Raw genomic sequence first — 18645 nt, 5'->3', positions numbered from 1 at the left:
GAACGATGTCGACAGTGGCATATTTGGAGCGGAGTCGCTTAAACTTTTTATTTTTAGACTTTATTCGCTCGAGTAATTCTATTCTTTTAGATCACCTACTTTTGCCAATGCGATCAATTTTTCGAGATCAATCACTTCAATCTTTTTAAAGCCAAGTTGAATGACGCCTTGCTTTTCAAATAGGTTGAGTACTTGATTTATGGTTTGTCTTGATACTGTCAGCATATTGGCAAGTTGATCCTGAGATATTTGAATATTGAGATCGTTAATAGACGCACGATTGCCATAACCTTCCAAAATAAACAGTAAACGTTGTGCTAAGCGTTGCGTAAGACTTTGTGTTTGAATAGCGATTTGTTCTAAAAAGACGTAGCGTAATTTTTGGCTGGTGAGCAGTGCAAAGTAATACCAATAATAAGGATACTGCGCCAAGATATCATTTAATGGCTGAGCAGGTATTTGTAGAATTACACTTTTTCTGAGAGCTATCGCATCATGCGAACGCACTTGCTTATCGATTAATGAAATTTCACCAAACCACATAATCGGTTCAGCAATGGCAGCAATCGCCTCATTACCGTTTACGTCTATATAACCCAAGCTGATTGAACCTTCGAGTACAGCATATACACCATCAAAAGGATCTTGAGCGTTAAACACAGCAGCGTTTTTTTCTACCGTATATTTTCGGCTATGTTGAATAATAAATTGCTGGAAAGCTTCTGTAAGTTGATTAAACCACGAGTTTTGTTGTAAATGTTTGATATAAGTTGCTTCTAACACAAAATTTCCTTTGCAAAAATAAATCCATTTGTCAGCTACATGACAACTTCACAATTAGATTTCTTATAGAGTGGCAGTATAAACCAATGAAATGAGGAATGAATAATGACAAATTTGGAACGTCTACTTAGTCAATATGCTGCTTATCATTTAGATCGTAATAATATTGTGACCCATTTTATAGGGATACCTTTAATTGTTTTTTCTATTTTATGTTTAACCGCACGCGCTGGCGTAGAAATATCAGGCTTTTCGGTGACTTTGGCAATGTTACTGATTGTGCTAAGTAGCATTTACTATATATCACTGGATAAGTTGTTTGGCTTTTTAATGCTGATCTTATATGTATTGGTTTACCCATTGGCCGTGAAAATCGCAGCTTTGGCAACCTGGAGTTGGTTAGGGGCAAGTGTTGGTATTTTTATCGTAGGCTGGCTATTTCAATTTGTTGGGCATTATTTTGAAAAGAAAAAGCCTGCATTTGTCGATGATCTGATTGGTTTAGCGATTGGTCCATTATTCGTTTTGGCTGAGTTTGTTTTTCTACTCGGTTTCCGTAAATCTTTACACCAACGTATTTTAAAAGAAGCACAAATGAAACGTGCAGCGATGGATATGAAGCAGCAGCTTGTTTCTTAAAATACAGATTCAAAAAAACCGCTAATAAGGTCATTATTAGCGGTTTGGAAAATCAAAAACTGATTTAGACGTTAAAGCGGAAGTGAAGTACGTCACCATCTTGAACGACGTATGTTTTACCTTCTAAGCGCCATTTACCTGCTTCTTTCGCACCACTTTCACCGTTATATTGAATGAAATCATCATAAGCAACACATTCAGCACGGATAAAGCCTTTTTCAAAGTCGGTGTGAATCACACCAGCCGCTTGTGGTGCAGTTGCGCCAACTTTTACGGTCCATGCACGAACTTCTTGTACGCCCGCAGTGAAGTAAGTTTGTAAACCAAGTAATTTATAACCTGCACGAATCACCACGTTCAAACCTGGTTCTTCCATGCCCATTGCTTCTAAAAACTCCGCACGATCTTCATCTTCTAGTAATGAAATCTCAGCTTCGATTTGGTTGCAAAGTGGTACAACAATCGCATTTTCTTCAGCGGCAAGTTTTTGTACTGCTTCAAGATGCGGATTATTTTCAAAACCATCTTCTGCTACGTTTGCAATATACATGGTTGGTTTAAGGGTCATTAAACCAAAACCACGGACTAATTTGCGATCATCATCAGAAAGATCAGCAGCACGCGCTGGTTTGCCTTCATCAAGAATAGGCTGGATTTTTTCTAAAACAGCTTTGGTTGCAAGCGCTTCTTTGTCGCCGCCTTTTGCTGACTTTGTTAAACGTAATAATGCTTTTGCAACCGTATCAAGGTCAGCGAGTGCAAGTTCTGTATTGATGGTTGCGATATCGTCTAAAGGATCAATTTTTCCATTTACATGGATGACATTCTCATCTTCAAAACAACGTACCACATGTGCAATCGCATCGGTTTCACGGATGTTGGCAAGGAATTGGTTTCCTAAACCTTCACCTTTAGATGCACCAGCAACCAGACCCGCAATATCAACGAACTCCATTGTGGTTGGAATAATACGTTGTGGCTTTACAATTGCAGAAAGTTTGTCTAAACGCGGATCTGGTACAGGAACGATCCCTGTATTGGGTTCAATGGTACAGAACGGAAAGTTTTCAGCAGCAATAGCCGCCTTTGTTAACGCATTAAATAATGTAGATTTACCTACGTTTGGCAGACCAACAATACCGCAATTAAAACCCATGAAACCACTCACAAATGTGTTATTTAAAAATTGTTGCTGATTTTACATGAAAGCCATGACAAAGTCAGGTCATGGCTTAAGTGGATTATCAATTCGCGGTTAAACTTTGCGTTTATCTAGCTGTTTGGCAATATTATCGCCTGTACTTTGAACCAACATGACTAAAACGATTAGCACTACAATCACCGCCAACATCACTTGCATATCAAAACGTTGATAACCATAGCGATAGGCGATATCACCGAGACCGCCAGCACCAATGGCACCCGCAATCGCAGAGGAGCTGATCATGGTGACGATGGTCACGGTAAAGCCTGCAACAATGCCTGGCAGGGCTTCAGGAAGTAATACATGCCACAGAATTTGTTTACGATTACAACCCATGGCTTGTGCTGCCTCAATTAAGCCTTGATCAACTTCACGAAGACTGACTTCAGCAATACGGGCGAAGAAGGGAATCGCGGCGATGGTCAAAGGCACAATTGCAGCTAACACACCATAACTGGTTCCGACGATCCACCGGGTAAACGGAATCAAAGCCACCATTAAAATCAGAAAAGGTACAGAACGAGTAATGTTGATCACCCATCCTAGAGGCTGATTAATTTTCTTGGAAGGATAAATCCCAAAATCAGCAGTACTCACCAAAATTAAGGCAATTGGCAGACCAATCAGAAAAGCAAAAATGGCGGAAACACCAACCATGACTAAGGTGTCGGTCGTGCCAGTTAGTAACAGGTCAATGAGTTGATTGTGCATAGCCGATCACCTCAAGTTGCGTAATTGCATGATGTTTTTCTAATGGTTGGTTATTTAAGTCAAATTCTAGATTGTGAATACCAACGATCAGTGAACCTATCGTATGTTGCTGAATGGTATTGATTTGACTGTGATAGATCTGAACAGGATGCTTAATGAAGTTGAGTAACTCATATAAATCAGGAACCGATTTAGATTCACTGACATATTTCAGTTTTAAAATTTGATGCGTCGTGTGCTGATCAAAAGTTTGGCTCAATTCAAAAGGTAAATTGAGCTGTTCTAGCTTGAGTAATTCCTTCGTAATCTGTTGTTGTGGATTGGAAAATACCGACCAGACTTGACCCGATTCAACAATTTCACCTTGATCAATCACGACGACTTGATCGCAAATCTCTTGGATGACTTGCATTTCATGGGTGATCAAGACAATGGTTAAACCTAGGTCCTGATTGATCTGTTTTAATAAGGACAGAATATTGGCGGTACTTTCAGGGTCCAGTGCTGAGGTAGCTTCATCACAGAGCAGGATTTCAGGCTGAGAAACCAAGGCCCGTGCGATACCCACACGTTGTTTCTGCCCACCAGAAAGTTGAGCAGGATAGTCATTCCGCTTTGCTTCTAAGCCAACCAGCGTCAGTACATCATTGACCCGTTGCTCAACCTCAGCCTTGTCATAACCTGCGATACGTAGCGGTAAAGCCACATTTTCCCACACGGTTTTGGCGGACATCAGATTGAAATGCTGAAAAATCATGCCGATTTTCTGCCGAGTTTTGATCAGTTCGGCATGACTCAGTTCAGCGATATTTTGTTGATGAATCAAAATACTGCCAGTATCAATCGCTTCCAGCCCATTCAAGGTACGGATCAGTGATGATTTACCCGCACCACTTTTACCGATAATGCCGACAATCTGCGCTTTAGGTATGTCGAGGTTAATGTCTTTTAAGGCATGTAGGCGTTGGCCTTGTACCTCATAAAATTTATTTAAACCGCGTATTTTCAGATGGGGAACTGAAAAATCGACCTGTGAACCAAAACTCACCATCATTGTTCTCCTTATTTCCAACCAGGGAACCAGAGCGTTGGGCCGAAATCGCTGTCTAATGCGGCTTTAACCTTCGGCGAGTTTTGATAAATCTCGACAAATTTCTGTAGCTTGTTGTCTTTGTCCTGATAGTCATCACGCACCACAAATAAAATGGCATAACGTTTGTTGGTGTTGTCATCAAACAATAAGGCACTTTCAGGATCAGCTGTTTTGGCTAAGCGTAAGTAATGTGGATAGCCAAAAGCGAGATCAACATCATCAATGGCACGCGCAGTCTGAGGGCCTTCAACTTCAGTAAATTTCAGGTTCTTCGGATTTGCTGTAATGTCTTTTAGTGAGGAAAGGTGATTGTTACTGTCTTTCAGTTCAATCAGCTTCGCCTGTTGTAAAAGAAGTAAGGCACGCCCTTGATTGACTGGATCATTGGGAATGGCAACAGTTGCTCCATTTGGAAGTTCATCAAAACTTTTATATTTTTTTGAATATAGTCCGACATGTGATGCCGCACCCACTGCAAAAGATTTTAATTTAAAGCCTGTTTCTTTAATCGCGTTATCCAAAAATGGTTGATGCTGGAAAAAGTTCGCATCAATATCACCGTGATTTAAGGTGATATTGGGAGTATTCCAATCCGAAAACTCCACCAGTTTTACATTCAAACCTTGTTGTTTTGCTTCATCCGCAGCGGCTTGTAGTGGATGTGCAAAAGAAGGGCTAATCCCAATCACCAGTTCGCTGCTATGATTCTGTCTTTGTTTATTCCAAATCAATAAGGCAACAATCACGACAACTGCGACAAGACCGATACCAAGCCATTTTTTAGAGGCTGTTTGAGCCATATATTTCTCCAATTCTTTGTTTAGTTAAGCACTTAGGTTTTCAATTATTCTCAATTCGTTGCTATTTTGATATTTGCTACATCGAAACTGATCGGCAGGATGGCTTGCTGCTAAATGATCACCTTGAGCAAAAAGCTTATTGCGCAATGAACCTGTGGCATATTCAGTTTTATAACGTCCACGCTGCTGTAACTCAGGGATTACTAGGCGAATAAAATCATGGTGTGATTCAGGTGCAACAGTACGGGTCAGGTTAAAACCATCAATGCCTGTTTGATCGAGCAGCTCAATCAGATATTCCGCAACTTCAGCAGCACTGCCGACAATGAGGGGATAACGTCCACCCAGAACATGCTGCGCTTTTAGATCATTTTTGCTGATACGTTGTTCTTTAAACTTCTCATTAACGGAAGCAATGCTATTGCTCTTTTGATAAGGGATTGCTTCATCATCTTCAAACTTAGCAAGGTCGATGCCGACGGAACTGGCATAATGCGCTAATCCTGCTTCAGGGCTGGCATATTGGCGATATTCAGCCAGTTTTTGCTGTGCAAGATCATGTGTTTCAGCAACCACAACAGTAATGCCGACAAAGATTTTAATTGCATCTTCATCACGACCTTGTTGCTTCGCTTGTAGTCGTATTTTATTGACTTGTTGACGAATCTTTTCGGGTTGATCGCCACCAATAAAAATACATTCCGCATGACGCGAAGCAAACTGTAGTCCTTTCGGTGAAGCACCAGCTTGGAAGAGTGTGGGAGTACGTTGGACTGAAGGCGCAACCTGAAACACACCTTGGCTTTGGTAGTATTGCCCTTGATGATTGATCGAGTGAACTTTATTTGGATCAGTAAAAACACGCTTTTGCTTATCTTTCTTTAAAGCATCATTTTCCCAAGAGCCTTCCCAATATTTATAGCAAAGCTGTAAAAACTCTTCGGCTTGATCATAACGGGCATCATGATCTTTTAAGCCTTTTTGACCGATCAAACGTTCAGCACTGTCTAAATAGCCTGTGACAATATTCCAGCCTAATCGACCTTGGGTTAAATGATCTAAACTGGCAAAACGCCGTGCAAATTGATAAGGCTGTTCATAGCTTAGATTGACGGTTACACCAAAACTTAAATTTTGCGTGACCAAGGCCATTGCCGAAATTAGAGTAGAGGGATCGTGGCTTGGTAATTGAATCGACTCCTTAAGAGTCAGCTCAATCCCATTTTGATAGACATCATATACCCCAGTAACATCCGCGAGGAATAAACCATCAAACAAACCTTGTTCTAAAGTTTGTGCGAGTTCAGTCCAATAACTCAGTTCATTAAAACGATGTGATTGATCACGCGGATGCGTCCACAAACCATGATTGATATGACCTACAGAGTTCATATCAAAGGCATTCAGTAAAATTTTCTTCGGGATACTTTGACTCATCACAGCGTCCCTCGGCGTGGTGGTAAGATACCGTTCAGGACATAATTGCCAATAAAGTAATATTTCCAGCGCGCAGCATCATGCAAGGTATGTACACGTGCATTACGCCAATGACGGTCGAGACCATCTGCACGTTGACTGCCACGACTGCCAGCCAATTCAATCAGTTTCGATGAGGCCTTTAATGCTGTTTCAGTGCTATGCGCACGGACTTTGGCGACATCGATTGAAGCTTTGGCTAAGCTTTCTGGATTGAGTTCATATCTGGCAGCATTAACAGATTGAGCAGCTTGTTTGAGGAGTAATTCGCTGGCTTTGACATCGGTTGCCACGCGACCGAGTTCAGACAGCGTTAATGGGTCTTGCGTCGCGGATTCAATATTGGCATCAATCCAAGGACGAGCCACACGGACACGTTCTAGGGTTTCTTCAAACGCTGCACGCGCAATCCCAACTTCAATCGCAGCATGCATGATCTGAGCAAATGGACCCACTAAAGATAGTTGCTTAAAGGCTGTGTCAAAAGGAATCACATCCTCTTTGGCAACCAAAACCTGATTAAACTTTACTGTGCCGCTACCTGTGGTACGTTGCCCAAAGCCAGACCAGTCATCAATCAGTTCTAAGCCTTGACTGTCGCGTTGCACAAAAGCCAGAAACTCATTACCCGTTTCATCTATCACTAAGGTTGGAATACGATGTGCAAATAGGCTACCTGTGCAATAAAACTTTTCTCCCTGAATCAGATAACCGTCTTCGCTTGGGATTAAGGTGGTTTGTTTATGTGCAGAGGTGCGTGTTTTAAATTCCGCCAGCGCATTACCAAAACGTGCACCTTGTAATACTTCTTGATAGAGGCGTTTCTTTTGTTGTTCTGTCCCCGTATTTCGCAGTACTTCTAATGCATAGAAATGATTTTGTGGAATTTGACCAATTGAACCATCCGCACCACTAAATAAAGCGATGACTTTTGCAACGGTTAGACTTGAAACGTCTGCACCACCATACTGTTTAGGTACGGTAATCGCCCATAAACCTGATTGGCTATAGGCTTCGATTTCTGTAAAAGGTAAGTTCCGATTGGCATCACGTTCAACCGCAGCTTGTTTAAACTGCTGGCTCAGCTTTGTGGCAATTTCCAATGCTTCTTCATCACTTTGAATGATATGAGCTGCTTTAAAATTGGTTTTGGCGAAACCTTGTAATTCTTGATATGAGGTCACGGTGATTTACTCCTTAAATCCAAGCATGGCGGGCAGGGTGATTACTATTGAGGTAATAATCACCAATGGCATGGAATTTCCAACGCACAGGATCATGTAGGGTGTGCACACGGGCATTACGCCAATGCTGATCGAGGTGATGTTTGCTTAAGCTGGCACGACTACCACCCAGTTCAAATAGTTTTTCGGAGATTTGCAGGGCTGCATCATTGGCATAGATTTTTGCTTCCGCCACCAGAATCGAGGCACGAGCGGCTTGTTCAGCAGAAATTTCCGTGAGTTGATCAAGCTCATCTAGATATTCAGCGGCATCATCCAGTAATAAAATGGCTGCATCGAGTAAAATATTGAGTTTGCCAACTTCTTGTAAGGTGTAATGTTCTTCACTGGCTTTTTCTACGCCTGCATCAATAATCGGACGTGCTTTACGCACGCTGGATAAGGTGTCATCAAAAGCGGCTTCGGCAATGCCAACATCAATGGCAACCTGCAAAAGTTGAGAATAAGCACCGCGAACATTTGGGGTGTCGGCAATAATGCGCTCATCAAAAAATAAGGCTGGGTCTGCAACAACATTGCTCAATCTAACTGTTCCACTGGCTGTAGTACGTTGACCAAAGCCATTCCAGTCATTAATCACGTCAACACCAGTAGCATGTCGATCAATGATTGCCAATACTGTATGCCCATCTGGATGCAGTGCTCGAATTGCTAACCAGTCTGCAAAGCTAGTGCCAGTAGAATAGAATTTTTCACCATTTAAAATGTATTGACCATTTTCTAAAGTTAAAGTGGTTTGAATGGCTTTGCTATCTTTAGAGTTTTTTTCTGGGCCACCGTTAGCGATACGTTTACCTGCAAGAATTTCAGCATAGATAAACTGCTTTTGAGCATCTGAACCTGTGATATTAATAAAATTTAACAGTCCGAATTGGTTTTGTGGGATCTGACCTACGTTGGCATCGGCTTTACTTAAAATACGAAACACATGGGCCATGGTTTTATTGGAGACAAAAGCGCCACCGTATTGTTGAGGAACACGAATCCCTCCCAAGCCTTTTTGACTAAACTGATTGATTTGTTTTGTTGGTAAAATACGATTTTGATCTCGTTTATTTCGTTCTTCTAATGCAAAGTCAGCAACTTGATAGGCAGCATTGATGGCCTGCTGATCATTTGAAATCAGTTGTACTGGAGCTTGGATCACTGATGGATTACTGGACATGTGAGCACCTCTAATAGATAAGAGGGACTTTACAAAAGTTTTACTTTTCTACTAAATCATCAGATGTGGCTTATATATCACAATAATTATTAAGTTTTTTTTGTGAGAAAAATAACAGAAAAAATGATATTAAATTTTTAATTAAAACAATTGTTTATCAGATGTAGTGTTTGGTTGGTCAGTACAGAAAAGTATTTTTCTATGAAAGAAATGAATAATCTGACCAGAAATAGAGATAAAGAATTTTAGCCAAAATAAAAAAAGATAGAGCGAAAAGGACATTGTATTCATTAGATTTTACTTCTAAAGTATGAAAAACCTTATGTTTGATTGAATAGAAAAATAAATTTGGAGTATATATGCGGGTTTTATACCAATTTCCTTTATCTCATTATTGTGAAAAAGCTCGCTGGTTGTTAGATCATAAGGAATTGGATTATGTGGCACATAATTTAATTCCTGGTTTTCATCGTGCGTTTACCTATCTAAAGTCAGGGCAATATTTATTGCCGATGTTAAAAGATGACAAGCAGTGGATCGCTGATTCAACTCAAATTGCTTTGTATTTAGATACCACTTATCCAGAACATGCTCTGTTAAGACGTGATGAACAATTACGTGATCAAGCTTTAGAGATTGATGAACTGTCTAGAGAACTTGGTATCCATGTACGCCGTTGGTCATTGGCTCAGGCATTATCTGTGGGGGATCATCCCCTTGAAATTATGATGGGTGAGCAGGGCTATCTACGTCAGTTTGAAAAGATTTCCAAACCTATTTTAAAGAGTTTAGTCTCGACGAATTATAAGCTAAACCCTGAAAAAGTCGCTCAATCAAAAATTCGTATGACCGAACTCATCACTGATTTAAACCAGCGATTAATTGATAATCAAGGGCGCTATTTGGTTGGAGATCGCCTTGGTTTGGCTGATATTGCTGTGTGCTCAATGCTTGCACCTTTATTGATGATTAAAGGTACGCCGTGGGAGTTGGAAAATGATGATGTTGATCTCCTCACAGGTGAGCTGAAACAGTATCATGATGACTTAAATGATTTGCCCCTTGGACAATATGTACAACGCATTTATGCCACTGAGCGTAATGCGCGAGTCGATTGGCGCGGGCTTTAGCAATGATTGTTTAATAAGTAAATATTGCAGAAACCGAGTGAAAAATAAGCTTGGTTTTTTGTTGTTTCATCTATTTGAAATTCGATTGATATATGATTTTGAATAACCGCATTAAGCAGTTCATCTAAGAAGCTTTTTCAAAATGAATGTCATTTATCTCAATGGAGCATCATCAGCAAAATGACCTGTTGGAAAATATGATACTTTCGGTCTAATAGCATCTGATAAATGAAAAAATAACAGTTTGAATATGTACATATCAAATTGGGTCGAAATTTATCAATTTAATATGAGAACTAAGACAATCAGCTAATCAATTAAAGACAATTGTATATATAATAATCCTTAGTGCACTAGTCGGTTTTAGTCTGTGATCCAGAACTAAAAACATAAAAAAAGAGGGAATACCATGAAAAAGCTGCAATTTATAGCAGATTGCCCTAAACATGGGGTAATTGATCATCCACCCAATGAATGCTATATCACGCAAGAATACGTGGCTGCACTACTATATAAACAATTAGAACAATATGGCTTCGATGCACAACATATGCGTCATGAGCATGAAAAAATTGAAGTTTGCATTGATAATCATCAATTACCACTCTCTATTTTATGTTCTCAGCAAGATACAGACGGTCATATTCTGTGCGAGATCTCTGCAAATCCACAACAAGAACAAGCTTGGTTTGAAAAGATTGAAACTCAAAGTATTATTCGTCAGTTGGCTCAAGCTGTTGAAAATAGCTTAAAAGCCGAACATAGTTTTTCAAAGTTTGTTTGGAAAAGTTAGTTGCTTGAGCTTATATGTTAGTTAATATATTGGGTTTAAATAAGATTTAAAAATAAGATAAGGATTAGTGCTTTGCACCTGTATCTTTAAAAGATGATTGAAAAGAAGCTCAAGGCTGAGCTTTTTAAACTTTTACATTAATTTGAAACAGATCCTTATCCAATTCGATAAAGTCAATTTCACAATCAATAAATTTTTCAATCATTGCTGCTTGTGTACGAGTATGTTCACTAATACATTTCGCCGTAAATTCACCACCTTGCCCCAATGCTAAAGGTAAGAGGAGTTGATCAGCGAGATACTCATCAACGACAGCTTTGGACACAAGATAAAGCTTCACTTTTTCTGCCAAGTGATTTGCTATTTGTTCGGCACTTTTACGCATTTCGCCTAAAGCAGTGAATAGCTGAGCGTGATTTTTGTGCTCAACTTTGACATACGCCGTATTTCCTTGGCTGATGCCATTTAAATGAAATTGTTGTTGAGTATCTAGTTTCAGCCTTTTGTTTAAAGTGGCTAATTCACGTTGTGCGATTTGGGCATCTTCTGAAAGATTGAGGACTGCTGCAAAGGCATCAATTGATTGTAACGAGCCACGATCTAATAAACTTAGCTTGTTTCGATGTTGCCAAGGCTGAATTTTGATTTGAATTTCACCTGCACCAATCGGAAAGAAGCCTGCTTTATTTAATTTAAACTCGACCTCTATTCCAAGTTTTTCTAATGCAGGCAAAAAGCAATGTTCAATAAAATCTGATGTTGGTGCAAGCGGGTTGTGAGTGCCACCAGAAATAGTCAATTCACTCGCTTCATTTTGTAATAACAAAGCTGGTAAGAGGGTTTGTAAAACCAGTGTCGTACTTCCAGCCGAACCAATCTGAAATTGGTATTTTCCACTTTGTACATGCTGTGGTGCGAAGTACAAACGTTGGCTATGCAGTTCAGCACCTTCCACATAGGCTTGGCTGATGTTTTGAGATGCCTGCACACAGACCAGATGCTGGCGCATTAAGCCAGGTTTTTTACGCCCAGCACGAATGTTGATTAATTCAAATGCTTGACCTGTAATCATCGAAAGGGCAAGGGCAGTTCTTAAAATTTGTCCACCACCTTCACCTTGAGAACCATCAATCTGGATGGTTGCTGGCATATTTGCCAAAGCCTTATTCACGTCTATTTCCCTTATTTTCTAATTTAATGAACATACTGTCAGTACATGGTAATGCGAAGTAACGTGTGACTTTGCTTTTGGCAAAGGTTTACTAGGTACATGGTGCTGAGCCTGATCGGTGAAGATTGATGCACGGCTCACATGCTGCCATAGCCGCCTGAATTGTTTTCAATCCCTCAGATCGGAGTAACGCAGGATCTTGTACTCGCCCAGTATGTCCAAACTGTGATTGTGAACTAAATTCACAAAATCTGTTGTCTATTCGACTAAATCAATCTGCCAGTTTGCAGCCTGAATTCTGATATTTAAATCGCGTAGTTTCGCGCTGATATCATCGGCTTGTTTTTGCAAGCTAGAAACAGGGATGACCTTTTGCCATTTAATCTCACGTGAGCTATAACGGTCCGGCTCACGATGTGTATTGACAATCGCATCAACGAGAATCTTATGTTGTTCAGCATAACTATCTCTTAAGCTGAGTAACGATAGTAATATTTTTCCATCCTCAACTTTTGCTTGTGCATTGGTCAAATGAATACGACAAATTAATTGATCGCTTTCTTGGGTTAAAGCAAACACTTGTTTGATCAGTTCATTTGGATCTTCGCTGGGTTCATCACCATCTTGTACCAATACATTGGCATTGATCCGTTGTTTTAATGAAGCGAGCTTTTTTTGTTGATCGCTTCGCAGTAAAAGTGCTTCTGCGAGTTTCATTTTATTTACCTTTTATTCAATATGTACAATTGCTAAGTTTGAAACATCTTCCAATTCCATACTAAATTTTGCAAATTCAATAACCTCATCTAAAGTTTCATTTTCATGCCAAGTTGTCATGAAACAATGATCAATAGGCGGTTGATAATTGTGAAAACCTAAATAAGCTTCATCTAAAATATCATCCCAAATGGAGCACTCATATCCTGTCACCATTGCCTGAGTGCATAGTTTTGAATAGACAATCTGCTCACAAATCCAATTACGCCATTCAGGCAGGATTTGCTTAGTATCCACAATCAGAATGATGTAATAGGATTGCTCAGGTAGAAGGAGATGAGCTTCTTCATTTGCCCTGATTCTATAGCTCCGAATATCTAAACAATCCTTTTTCATCATCACCCCTTAACACATACCACTTGTCTTAATGTATATACCACTTCAACCAAATCTTGTTGAGCTTTCATCACATCTTCAATTGGTTTATAAGCCGATGGAATTTCATCAATCACAGCAGCATCTTTACGGCATTCCACACCTTCAGTCTGTGCGATCTGATCTTCTACGGTAAAGCGACGTTTTGCTTCAGCACGGCTCATCACACGACCTGCACCATGCGAACATGAACAAAAAGACTCCTGATTTCCAAGACCACGTACAATAAAGGACTTGGCTCCCATTGAACCGGGAATGATTCCATACTCACCTAAACGTGCACGAACAGCACCTTTACGTGTCACCATCACTTCTTCACCGTAGTGTTCTTCCTTTTCCACGTAGTTATGGTGGCAATTCACGGCTTCCAATCGTGCTTGGAACGGTTTTGGGATAATCATGGCTAAAGCTTTAATCGCAGATTGCATCATAATTTCACGGTTTTTCATGGCAAAGCGCTGCGCCCAACCGACAGCAAACCAATAATCATCGAAATGCTCAGTTCCTTCGACTAAATAAGCCAAGTCTTTATTCGGCAAATTAATGAAATGCTTTTGCATATCTTTTCGTGCAAGCTCGATAAAATGATTTCCGATGGCATTACCTACACCGCGAGAACCTGAGTGCAACATAATCCAAACATGATCATGTTCATCTAAACAGACTTCAACGAAGTGATTTCCTGTTCCTAAAGTTCCCAATTGCTTGCGATTGTTGGTGTTTTTAAGACGAGGGTGCTTTGCACAAATCAACTCAAAATCAGCCACTAAGTCTGCCCAAGCCTGATCCACCATTTCAGGTGGGTTTTCCCAAGACCCGCGATCTCGTCCTCGACCTTTAGTCATTCCATGTGGAATTAAACGTTCAAGTTCAGTACGTAATCCGTGTAAGTTATCTGGTAAATCAGAAGCGGTTAAGTTCGTACGAGTTGCCATCATTCCACAACCGATATCGACGCCAACAGCCGCAGGAATAATCGCGCCTTTGGTTGGAATCACACTTCCAATGGTTGCCCCTAAACCAAAGTGCACGTCTGGCATTACCGCCATCCATTTATAAATAAATGGCATTTGGGCAGTTTGTAATAATTGTTGTTTTGAGTTGTCATCAACAAGAACACCTTTGGTCCACATTTTCACAGGCATACTTTTTTCACTATGTAGAACTTGATAAGCACGTTGTTGCTGTTCTTGTTCAATTTGAGCTTGTTGATTGACTTGTTCAATGACAGACATTTTCATTTTTCCTTTCAAAGCCTGCCTGCCAAGCGTTTGCAGGCAGGTGTTATTCACAATATCCCAATGATGTTGTGTGCTTATACTATTGCAGCGACTGTGCCAACTTTATAAAAATAAAATCATATATTTTTAATACATTGATAATTATAAACAAAATATTTTAAATCTATTTTTGGATGGAATTTATGAAGTTTTTTATAAATAAAAATATATCTATAAAGATATTGAAATATCTTTATAGATATATGTGTGTTTTTGGCTAAGTCGATATGCCATTAAGATGATTTGCTGATTTTCAAAAGCTGACCAGTTTCATCTAAGCTAAATTGATCAAAATCATGAGCTAAATAAAAATTACCTTTGTAAAACGCTCTGACTTCCTCGGCGATGGCTTGCTGCCCAGCACTGTCTTGATGTCGCGGACTAAAGTGAGTGAGAATGATATTGCCTAATCCTTGCTGCTGAGCAAATTCAGCCACCATTTTTGCTGAACTATGCATCGGACCTTGCCCAACTTTATCCAGAACTGCTTGAGTGTAGGTGCTTTCATGAATCAACAGTTGAGCATCTTGACATGGCTGAGCTAATAACTCAGGACGATCATTGTCACCACCAACTATCGCGTGAACGCGCTGTATATGGGTTTGAATAAAATCACTGGCTTTCAAGGTTTGATCATCGAACTGGATATCTTTGCCTTGTTGCAAATCACCCCAAGCTTTACCTTTAGGTACACCAAGTTGAATTAAAGCCTGTGTGTCTAATTTATTTTGAGTGTGTTGCGTGATAATACTAAAGGCAAAGCTTGGTACGCGATGGCTAAGTGGGTGGGCTTGAATTGAAAGTTCATCCGTTAATGGCTGTATTTGAGTCGCTTCATTGACATCAATAAAGTTGAGCGGATACGGAAGGTGGAGATCGGTGAGTTGTGTAGTTGCTTCAAACCATTGTTGAATTTCTTTGGGGGCAATAATGATTAAGGGTGCAGTACGTGCATTCATGCCAGCACTTGCCAATAAGCCGACTAGCCCATAACAATGATCGCCATGTACATGGGTAATACAAACCGCAATCAGGTTTTGTAAAGAAAGCTTGGCTTGTTGAATACGGTGTTGTGTACCCTCACCAGCATCGACCAAGATCCAATCTTTGTTTTTACTGTTTCGTATCGCTAAACCTGAAACATTACGAGTGAGTGTGGGTACACCTGAAGATGTACCTAAAAAAGTAAAATGAAGCATATTGTTGGAATTTTTCACTTAAATGCGTATTGTATATTATAGACATTTATAAAATTTTATAGAAATCATGGCGAATGCAAAAAAGACAGTCGTAATTGGCTTTGTGGGTTCAACACTAGATCAAGGTCGCAAGATCGATCGCTGGCAACGGTGGCGTCCAACATTGAGCCTATTGATGCATGATGATCTAATTGTAGATGAGCTGGTCTTATTGCATGATCGCCAACATCATAATTTGGTGAAGTTTATTGCTGAAGATGCAAAGGATGTGTCTCCATCTACAACAATATTAGGTCATCGAGTGAGTATTCGTGATCCTTGGGATTTTGCTGAGGTTTATGGTGCACTTTATGATTTTGTAAAAACATATTCATTTGATACCGAAAAAAATAACTATCTTTTGCACATTACGACTGGAACGCACGTTGGCCAAATTTGTTGGTATCTTTTGGTCGATGCGAACTATTTACCAGCCAAGCTGATCCAAAGTGCGCCAAATCAACAGAAAACACCAGAAGGTGAATATCGCATTATAGATTTGGACTTGTCTAGATATGATGTCTTAAAGCAGCGTTTTGAAGATGAGCAACAGGAAAACTGGCAACAGCTCAAAGCCAATATTTCAACCTATAATCTTGATTTTAATCAGCTGATTAGTGAAGTTGAATTGGTCGCAACACGGTCTAGTGCGCCGATTTTGATTATGGGTGCAACAGGTGTTGGAAAATCTCATTTGGCTAAACAGATATTTCAACTAAAGAAAGACAAGTTTCATTTGAGTGGGCGGTTTATTGATGTGAATTGTGCCACTTTACGTGGTGACAGTGCCATGTCGAGTTTGTTTGGGCATATTAAAGGAGCCTTTACAGGCGCAGCAGCTTCTCGGATAGGTTTGTTAAAAAGTGCAGATCAGGGCATTTTATTTTTAGATGAAATTGGCGAGCTTGGATTAGATGAGCAAGCCATGTTGCTCAAAGCACTCGAAGATAAATCCTTTTTTCCAGTAGGTAGTGATAAGGAAGTTCAGGCAGATTTTCAAATGATTGCGGGGACAAATCGAGATTTGAGAACCGAGGTGCAAGCAGGACGTTTTCGCGAGGACTTATGGGCGCGACTCAATACATGGACTTTCTTTTTGCCAAATCTGAAAGATCGTGTTGAAGATATCGCGCCGAATATTGAGTTCGAGCTACAACGTTTTGCTGCTAATCATCAACGTCAACTTCGTTTTCAACGAGATGCCCTTGATGAGTATTTGAAATTTGCCAAGTCTAAAGAAGCATCATGGCAGGGAAATTTTCGTGATTTAACCGCAAGTGTGACGCGGTTAGCAACTTTATCGAGTGGAGAGTTGATTCGCTCTGAAACAGTGGAAAAAGAGATTCATCGTTTAAAACAATTGTGGTCTATTCAGAAACATTCACATGATGAAAATGATCAAGATATTTTGCTGAAATATTTAGATCAAATGCAATTAATGGAAATTGATGAATTTGACCAGATTCAGCTACGTGGTGTGCTTGAGGTTTGTGAAAATGCAAAATCAATGGCGGATGCTGGGCGACAACTTTTTGCTGCTTCACGCCAGCAAAGAAATACCACCAATGATAGTGACCGAGTCAAAAAGTATTTGGCTCGGTTTGGCTTGAGTTGGAGTGATTTTCAGTAGTTATTCAGCTTGATCAGGTTGTTGTTTCTTACGCTGCGATTGGCTAGATAAAAACTCTAAATTCCAAAGTTTTTCTGCATGTCGACCAATCCACCAAAACGAAGCCGCCAGTATGATAAAGAAGATTGCTTTATGCATACCAATCCAAAAGAACTCAAAATATTTGGTATATAAGTTTAGAAATAAAAAGGTAATACCAAAACCGCGTGAAGTGGCATCATCGTGTTTTAAGCCATATATAATGGCAATGATAGCAACAAATGCAAATAAGATGCCCCAATGAAGTAGCTCGTATTGTTTAACGTTGTACCAGCTATTTAAATCACCATAGTTGCCAAAAATTGAAAGAATCCATAAAGCAATAAATAGATAAAGCAGACCCATGACATAGGTTGAATGCGCAAAGTCAGAAAAACGCGCGTGACGTTTAAACAATAGACTGAGCCCAATCAGCACACCGCCAAATAACACAAAGCGCAAAGGAAAGTTCATACCTAAATAGTACGCACCCCAGCCAGACATATAGCCTGTTTCAGTCCCAAACCAAGAGCCGAGCGAAAGCAGAGAAAAGATCCAAATCAATTTGGAAGGAAACCAGAAAGCCAGTGCAGCGTAAATGATTGTTGAAAGTAAAAATAGCAACGAGAAATGTCCGCTACCAGTATCAATCGCTTGTCCAAAATATGCCACGGAAACGGCTGTAGAAAGTACACCAGCAAAAATAATCGCTTCATTGCTAAAGTGATGTAAGGGCTTGGTTTTACGGCGACGATAGGCAAATATATAAAAAGCAGCGGCCGCAGCAGCAAAGATAAGACATGGGATGACTTTTGAATTTAAAAATAATTGTTCAAGTATTGTCATTAACCATTCGTCTAGGGTGATTGCAGCAACTGCAATCACTGTGCAAATCATCGAGATCCAAAATGAATATTTTGCTAGTCGTTCCCAATCAAAAGATCGAATGGAAAAGCTACTTTTAAGATCATTGGCAACGTCAGGTGTAATCGTTCCTTGTTGTTGCCAATACTCAATTGTGTGTTTTAAAAATAGTCCCTGTTTTTTATTTAATTTCATCAAAGAACCCTAATGCCTATTCATCTGTACTGATATAACAGACATGGGACTCAAAAGAA

General features: G+C 39.9%; 18 protein-coding genes. 4 read left to right on the top strand and 14 right to left on the bottom strand.

All coding sequences use genetic code 11. The annotated features are described in order from the left end of the window. Nucleotides 1-78 precede the first annotated feature (78 nt). Nucleotides 79-783, bottom strand: a complete 705-nt coding sequence (locus tag J2Y37_RS06110; RefSeq protein WP_349032228.1) for a Crp/Fnr family transcriptional regulator — start codon at nucleotides 781-783, stop codon at nucleotides 79-81. A gap of 105 nt (nucleotides 784-888) precedes the next feature. Between J2Y37_RS06110 and J2Y37_RS06105 the strand changes: the two genes are divergently transcribed. Next, complete coding sequence (locus J2Y37_RS06105; protein WP_349032227.1) at nucleotides 889-1422, top strand: Mpo1-like protein; 534 nt, start codon at nucleotides 889-891, stop codon at nucleotides 1420-1422. A gap of 64 nt (nucleotides 1423-1486) precedes the next feature. Here J2Y37_RS06105 and ychF read toward each other — a convergent pair whose 3' ends face one another. The 7 genes from ychF to J2Y37_RS06070 form a co-directional block, all read right to left on the bottom strand. Further along, entirely contained in the window at nucleotides 1487-2578 is a 1092-nt protein-coding gene (gene ychF, locus J2Y37_RS06100; protein ID WP_349032226.1) for a redox-regulated ATPase YchF, read from the bottom strand. Between the two features lie 99 nt (nucleotides 2579-2677). Further along, entirely contained in the window at nucleotides 2678-3337 is a 660-nt protein-coding gene (locus J2Y37_RS06095; RefSeq protein WP_005197256.1) for a methionine ABC transporter permease, read from the bottom strand. After that, the gene (locus J2Y37_RS06090) at nucleotides 3318-4391 is read right to left on the bottom strand and encodes an ATP-binding cassette domain-containing protein (RefSeq protein WP_349032225.1); all 1074 of its coding nucleotides are present in this window, start codon (nucleotides 4389-4391) and stop codon (nucleotides 3318-3320) included. The genes J2Y37_RS06095 and J2Y37_RS06090 overlap by 20 nt, the downstream gene beginning before the upstream one ends. A gap of 8 nt (nucleotides 4392-4399) precedes the next feature. After that, the gene (locus tag J2Y37_RS06085) at nucleotides 4400-5230 is read right to left on the bottom strand and encodes a MetQ/NlpA family ABC transporter substrate-binding protein (protein WP_349032224.1); all 831 of its coding nucleotides are present in this window, start codon (nucleotides 5228-5230) and stop codon (nucleotides 4400-4402) included. Nucleotides 5231-5254: 24 nt separating this feature from the next. Next, nucleotides 5255-6667 (bottom strand): LLM class flavin-dependent oxidoreductase, encoded by a 1413-nt coding sequence (locus tag J2Y37_RS06080; protein WP_349032223.1) that lies wholly within the window; start codon nucleotides 6665-6667, stop codon nucleotides 5255-5257. After that, nucleotides 6667-7890 (bottom strand): SfnB family sulfur acquisition oxidoreductase, encoded by a 1224-nt coding sequence (locus tag J2Y37_RS06075; protein WP_349032222.1) that lies wholly within the window; start codon nucleotides 7888-7890, stop codon nucleotides 6667-6669. Before J2Y37_RS06075 ends, J2Y37_RS06080 begins: the two co-directional genes overlap by 1 nt. Before the next feature lie 13 nt (nucleotides 7891-7903). Continuing rightward, nucleotides 7904-9115: an SfnB family sulfur acquisition oxidoreductase gene (locus J2Y37_RS06070; protein ID WP_349032221.1), complete on the bottom strand. Its 1212-nt coding sequence runs from the start codon at nucleotides 9113-9115 to the stop codon at nucleotides 7904-7906. A 359-nt stretch (nucleotides 9116-9474) separates the two neighbouring features. Here J2Y37_RS06070 and J2Y37_RS06065 point away from each other — a divergent pair, with 359 nt between their 5' ends. Continuing rightward, nucleotides 9475-10245, top strand: coding sequence for a glutathione S-transferase family protein (locus J2Y37_RS06065; RefSeq protein WP_349032220.1), 771 nt, complete (start codon nucleotides 9475-9477; stop codon nucleotides 10243-10245). Nucleotides 10246-10654: 409 nt separating this feature from the next. Beyond that, nucleotides 10655-11038 (top strand): hypothetical protein, encoded by a 384-nt coding sequence (locus J2Y37_RS06060; RefSeq protein ID WP_349032219.1) that lies wholly within the window; start codon nucleotides 10655-10657, stop codon nucleotides 11036-11038. 124 nt (nucleotides 11039-11162) lie between these two features. Here the strand turns inward: J2Y37_RS06060 and rtcA are convergent, their stop codons facing one another. The 5 genes from rtcA to J2Y37_RS06035 form a co-directional block, all read right to left on the bottom strand. Continuing rightward, complete coding sequence (gene rtcA / locus J2Y37_RS06055) at nucleotides 11163-12209, bottom strand: RNA 3'-terminal phosphate cyclase (RefSeq protein ID WP_349032218.1); 1047 nt, start codon at nucleotides 12207-12209, stop codon at nucleotides 11163-11165. Nucleotides 12210-12467: 258 nt separating this feature from the next. Next, nucleotides 12468-12926 carry a DIP1984 family protein gene (locus J2Y37_RS06050; protein WP_349032217.1) on the bottom strand — a complete coding sequence of 153 codons (459 nt, stop codon included), beginning with the start codon at nucleotides 12924-12926 and terminating at the stop codon, nucleotides 12468-12470. Between the two features lie 12 nt (nucleotides 12927-12938). Beyond that, nucleotides 12939-13325, bottom strand: a complete 387-nt coding sequence (locus tag J2Y37_RS06045) for a hypothetical protein (RefSeq protein ID WP_349032216.1) — start codon at nucleotides 13323-13325, stop codon at nucleotides 12939-12941. Then, on the bottom strand, nucleotides 13325-14506 hold the full coding sequence (locus J2Y37_RS06040) for an RtcB family protein (RefSeq protein ID WP_349032355.1): 1182 nt from the start codon (nucleotides 14504-14506) through the stop codon (nucleotides 13325-13327). The genes J2Y37_RS06045 and J2Y37_RS06040 overlap by 1 nt, the downstream gene beginning before the upstream one ends. 368 nt (nucleotides 14507-14874) lie before the next feature. Further along, nucleotides 14875-15840: a ribonuclease Z gene (locus tag J2Y37_RS06035; RefSeq protein WP_349032215.1), complete on the bottom strand. Its 966-nt coding sequence runs from the start codon at nucleotides 15838-15840 to the stop codon at nucleotides 14875-14877. Nucleotides 15841-15907: 67 nt separating this feature from the next. Between J2Y37_RS06035 and rtcR the strand changes: the two genes are divergently transcribed. Beyond that, complete coding sequence (rtcR, locus tag J2Y37_RS06030) at nucleotides 15908-17509, top strand: RNA repair transcriptional activator RtcR (protein ID WP_349032214.1); 1602 nt, start codon at nucleotides 15908-15910, stop codon at nucleotides 17507-17509. Here the strand turns inward: rtcR and J2Y37_RS06025 are convergent, their stop codons facing one another. After that, on the bottom strand, nucleotides 17510-18586 hold the full coding sequence (locus J2Y37_RS06025; protein WP_349032213.1) for a hypothetical protein: 1077 nt from the start codon (nucleotides 18584-18586) through the stop codon (nucleotides 17510-17512). Nucleotides 18587-18645: the final 59 nt, after the last annotated feature.

The sequence above is a fragment of the Acinetobacter sp. 3657 genome, from assembly GCF_031456775.1.
Taxonomy (GTDB): domain Bacteria; phylum Pseudomonadota; class Gammaproteobacteria; order Pseudomonadales; family Moraxellaceae; genus Acinetobacter.
The sequence above is the reverse complement of the archived record's forward strand: the minus strand, read 5'-3'. Positions and strand labels throughout refer to the sequence as shown.

Bases quoted from the DNA above. Each gene is read 5' to 3' on its own strand.
- J2Y37_RS06095 (WP_005197256.1), bottom strand. From the start codon at position 3,337: ATGCACAATCAACTCATTGACCTGTTACTAACTGGCACGACCGACACC.
- J2Y37_RS06105 (WP_349032227.1), top strand. From the start codon at position 889: ATGACAAATTTGGAACGTCTACTTAGTCAATATGCTGCTTATCATTTA.
- ychF (WP_349032226.1), bottom strand. From the start codon at position 2,578: ATGGGTTTTAATTGCGGTATTGTTGGTCTGCCAAACGTAGGTAAATCT.
- J2Y37_RS06090 (WP_349032225.1), bottom strand. From the start codon at position 4,391: ATGATGGTGAGTTTTGGTTCACAGGTCGATTTTTCAGTTCCCCATCTG.
- J2Y37_RS06025 (WP_349032213.1), bottom strand. From the start codon at position 18,586: ATGAAATTAAATAAAAAACAGGGACTATTTTTAAAACACACAATTGAG.
- rtcR (WP_349032214.1), top strand. From the start codon at position 15,908: ATGGCGAATGCAAAAAAGACAGTCGTAATTGGCTTTGTGGGTTCAACA.
- J2Y37_RS06045 (WP_349032216.1), bottom strand. From the start codon at position 13,325: ATGATGAAAAAGGATTGTTTAGATATTCGGAGCTATAGAATCAGGGCA.
- J2Y37_RS06080 (WP_349032223.1), bottom strand. From the start codon at position 6,667: ATGAGTCAAAGTATCCCGAAGAAAATTTTACTGAATGCCTTTGATATG.
- J2Y37_RS06085 (WP_349032224.1), bottom strand. From the start codon at position 5,230: ATGGCTCAAACAGCCTCTAAAAAATGGCTTGGTATCGGTCTTGTCGCA.
- J2Y37_RS06065 (WP_349032220.1), top strand. From the start codon at position 9,475: ATGCGGGTTTTATACCAATTTCCTTTATCTCATTATTGTGAAAAAGCT.
- J2Y37_RS06070 (WP_349032221.1), bottom strand. From the start codon at position 9,115: ATGTCCAGTAATCCATCAGTGATCCAAGCTCCAGTACAACTGATTTCA.
- J2Y37_RS06060 (WP_349032219.1), top strand. From the start codon at position 10,655: ATGAAAAAGCTGCAATTTATAGCAGATTGCCCTAAACATGGGGTAATT.
- J2Y37_RS06035 (WP_349032215.1), bottom strand. From the start codon at position 15,840: ATGCTTCATTTTACTTTTTTAGGTACATCTTCAGGTGTACCCACACTC.
- J2Y37_RS06050 (WP_349032217.1), bottom strand. From the start codon at position 12,926: ATGAAACTCGCAGAAGCACTTTTACTGCGAAGCGATCAACAAAAAAAG.
- J2Y37_RS06040 (WP_349032355.1), bottom strand. From the start codon at position 14,506: ATGCCTGTGAAAATGTGGACCAAAGGTGTTCTTGTTGATGACAACTCA.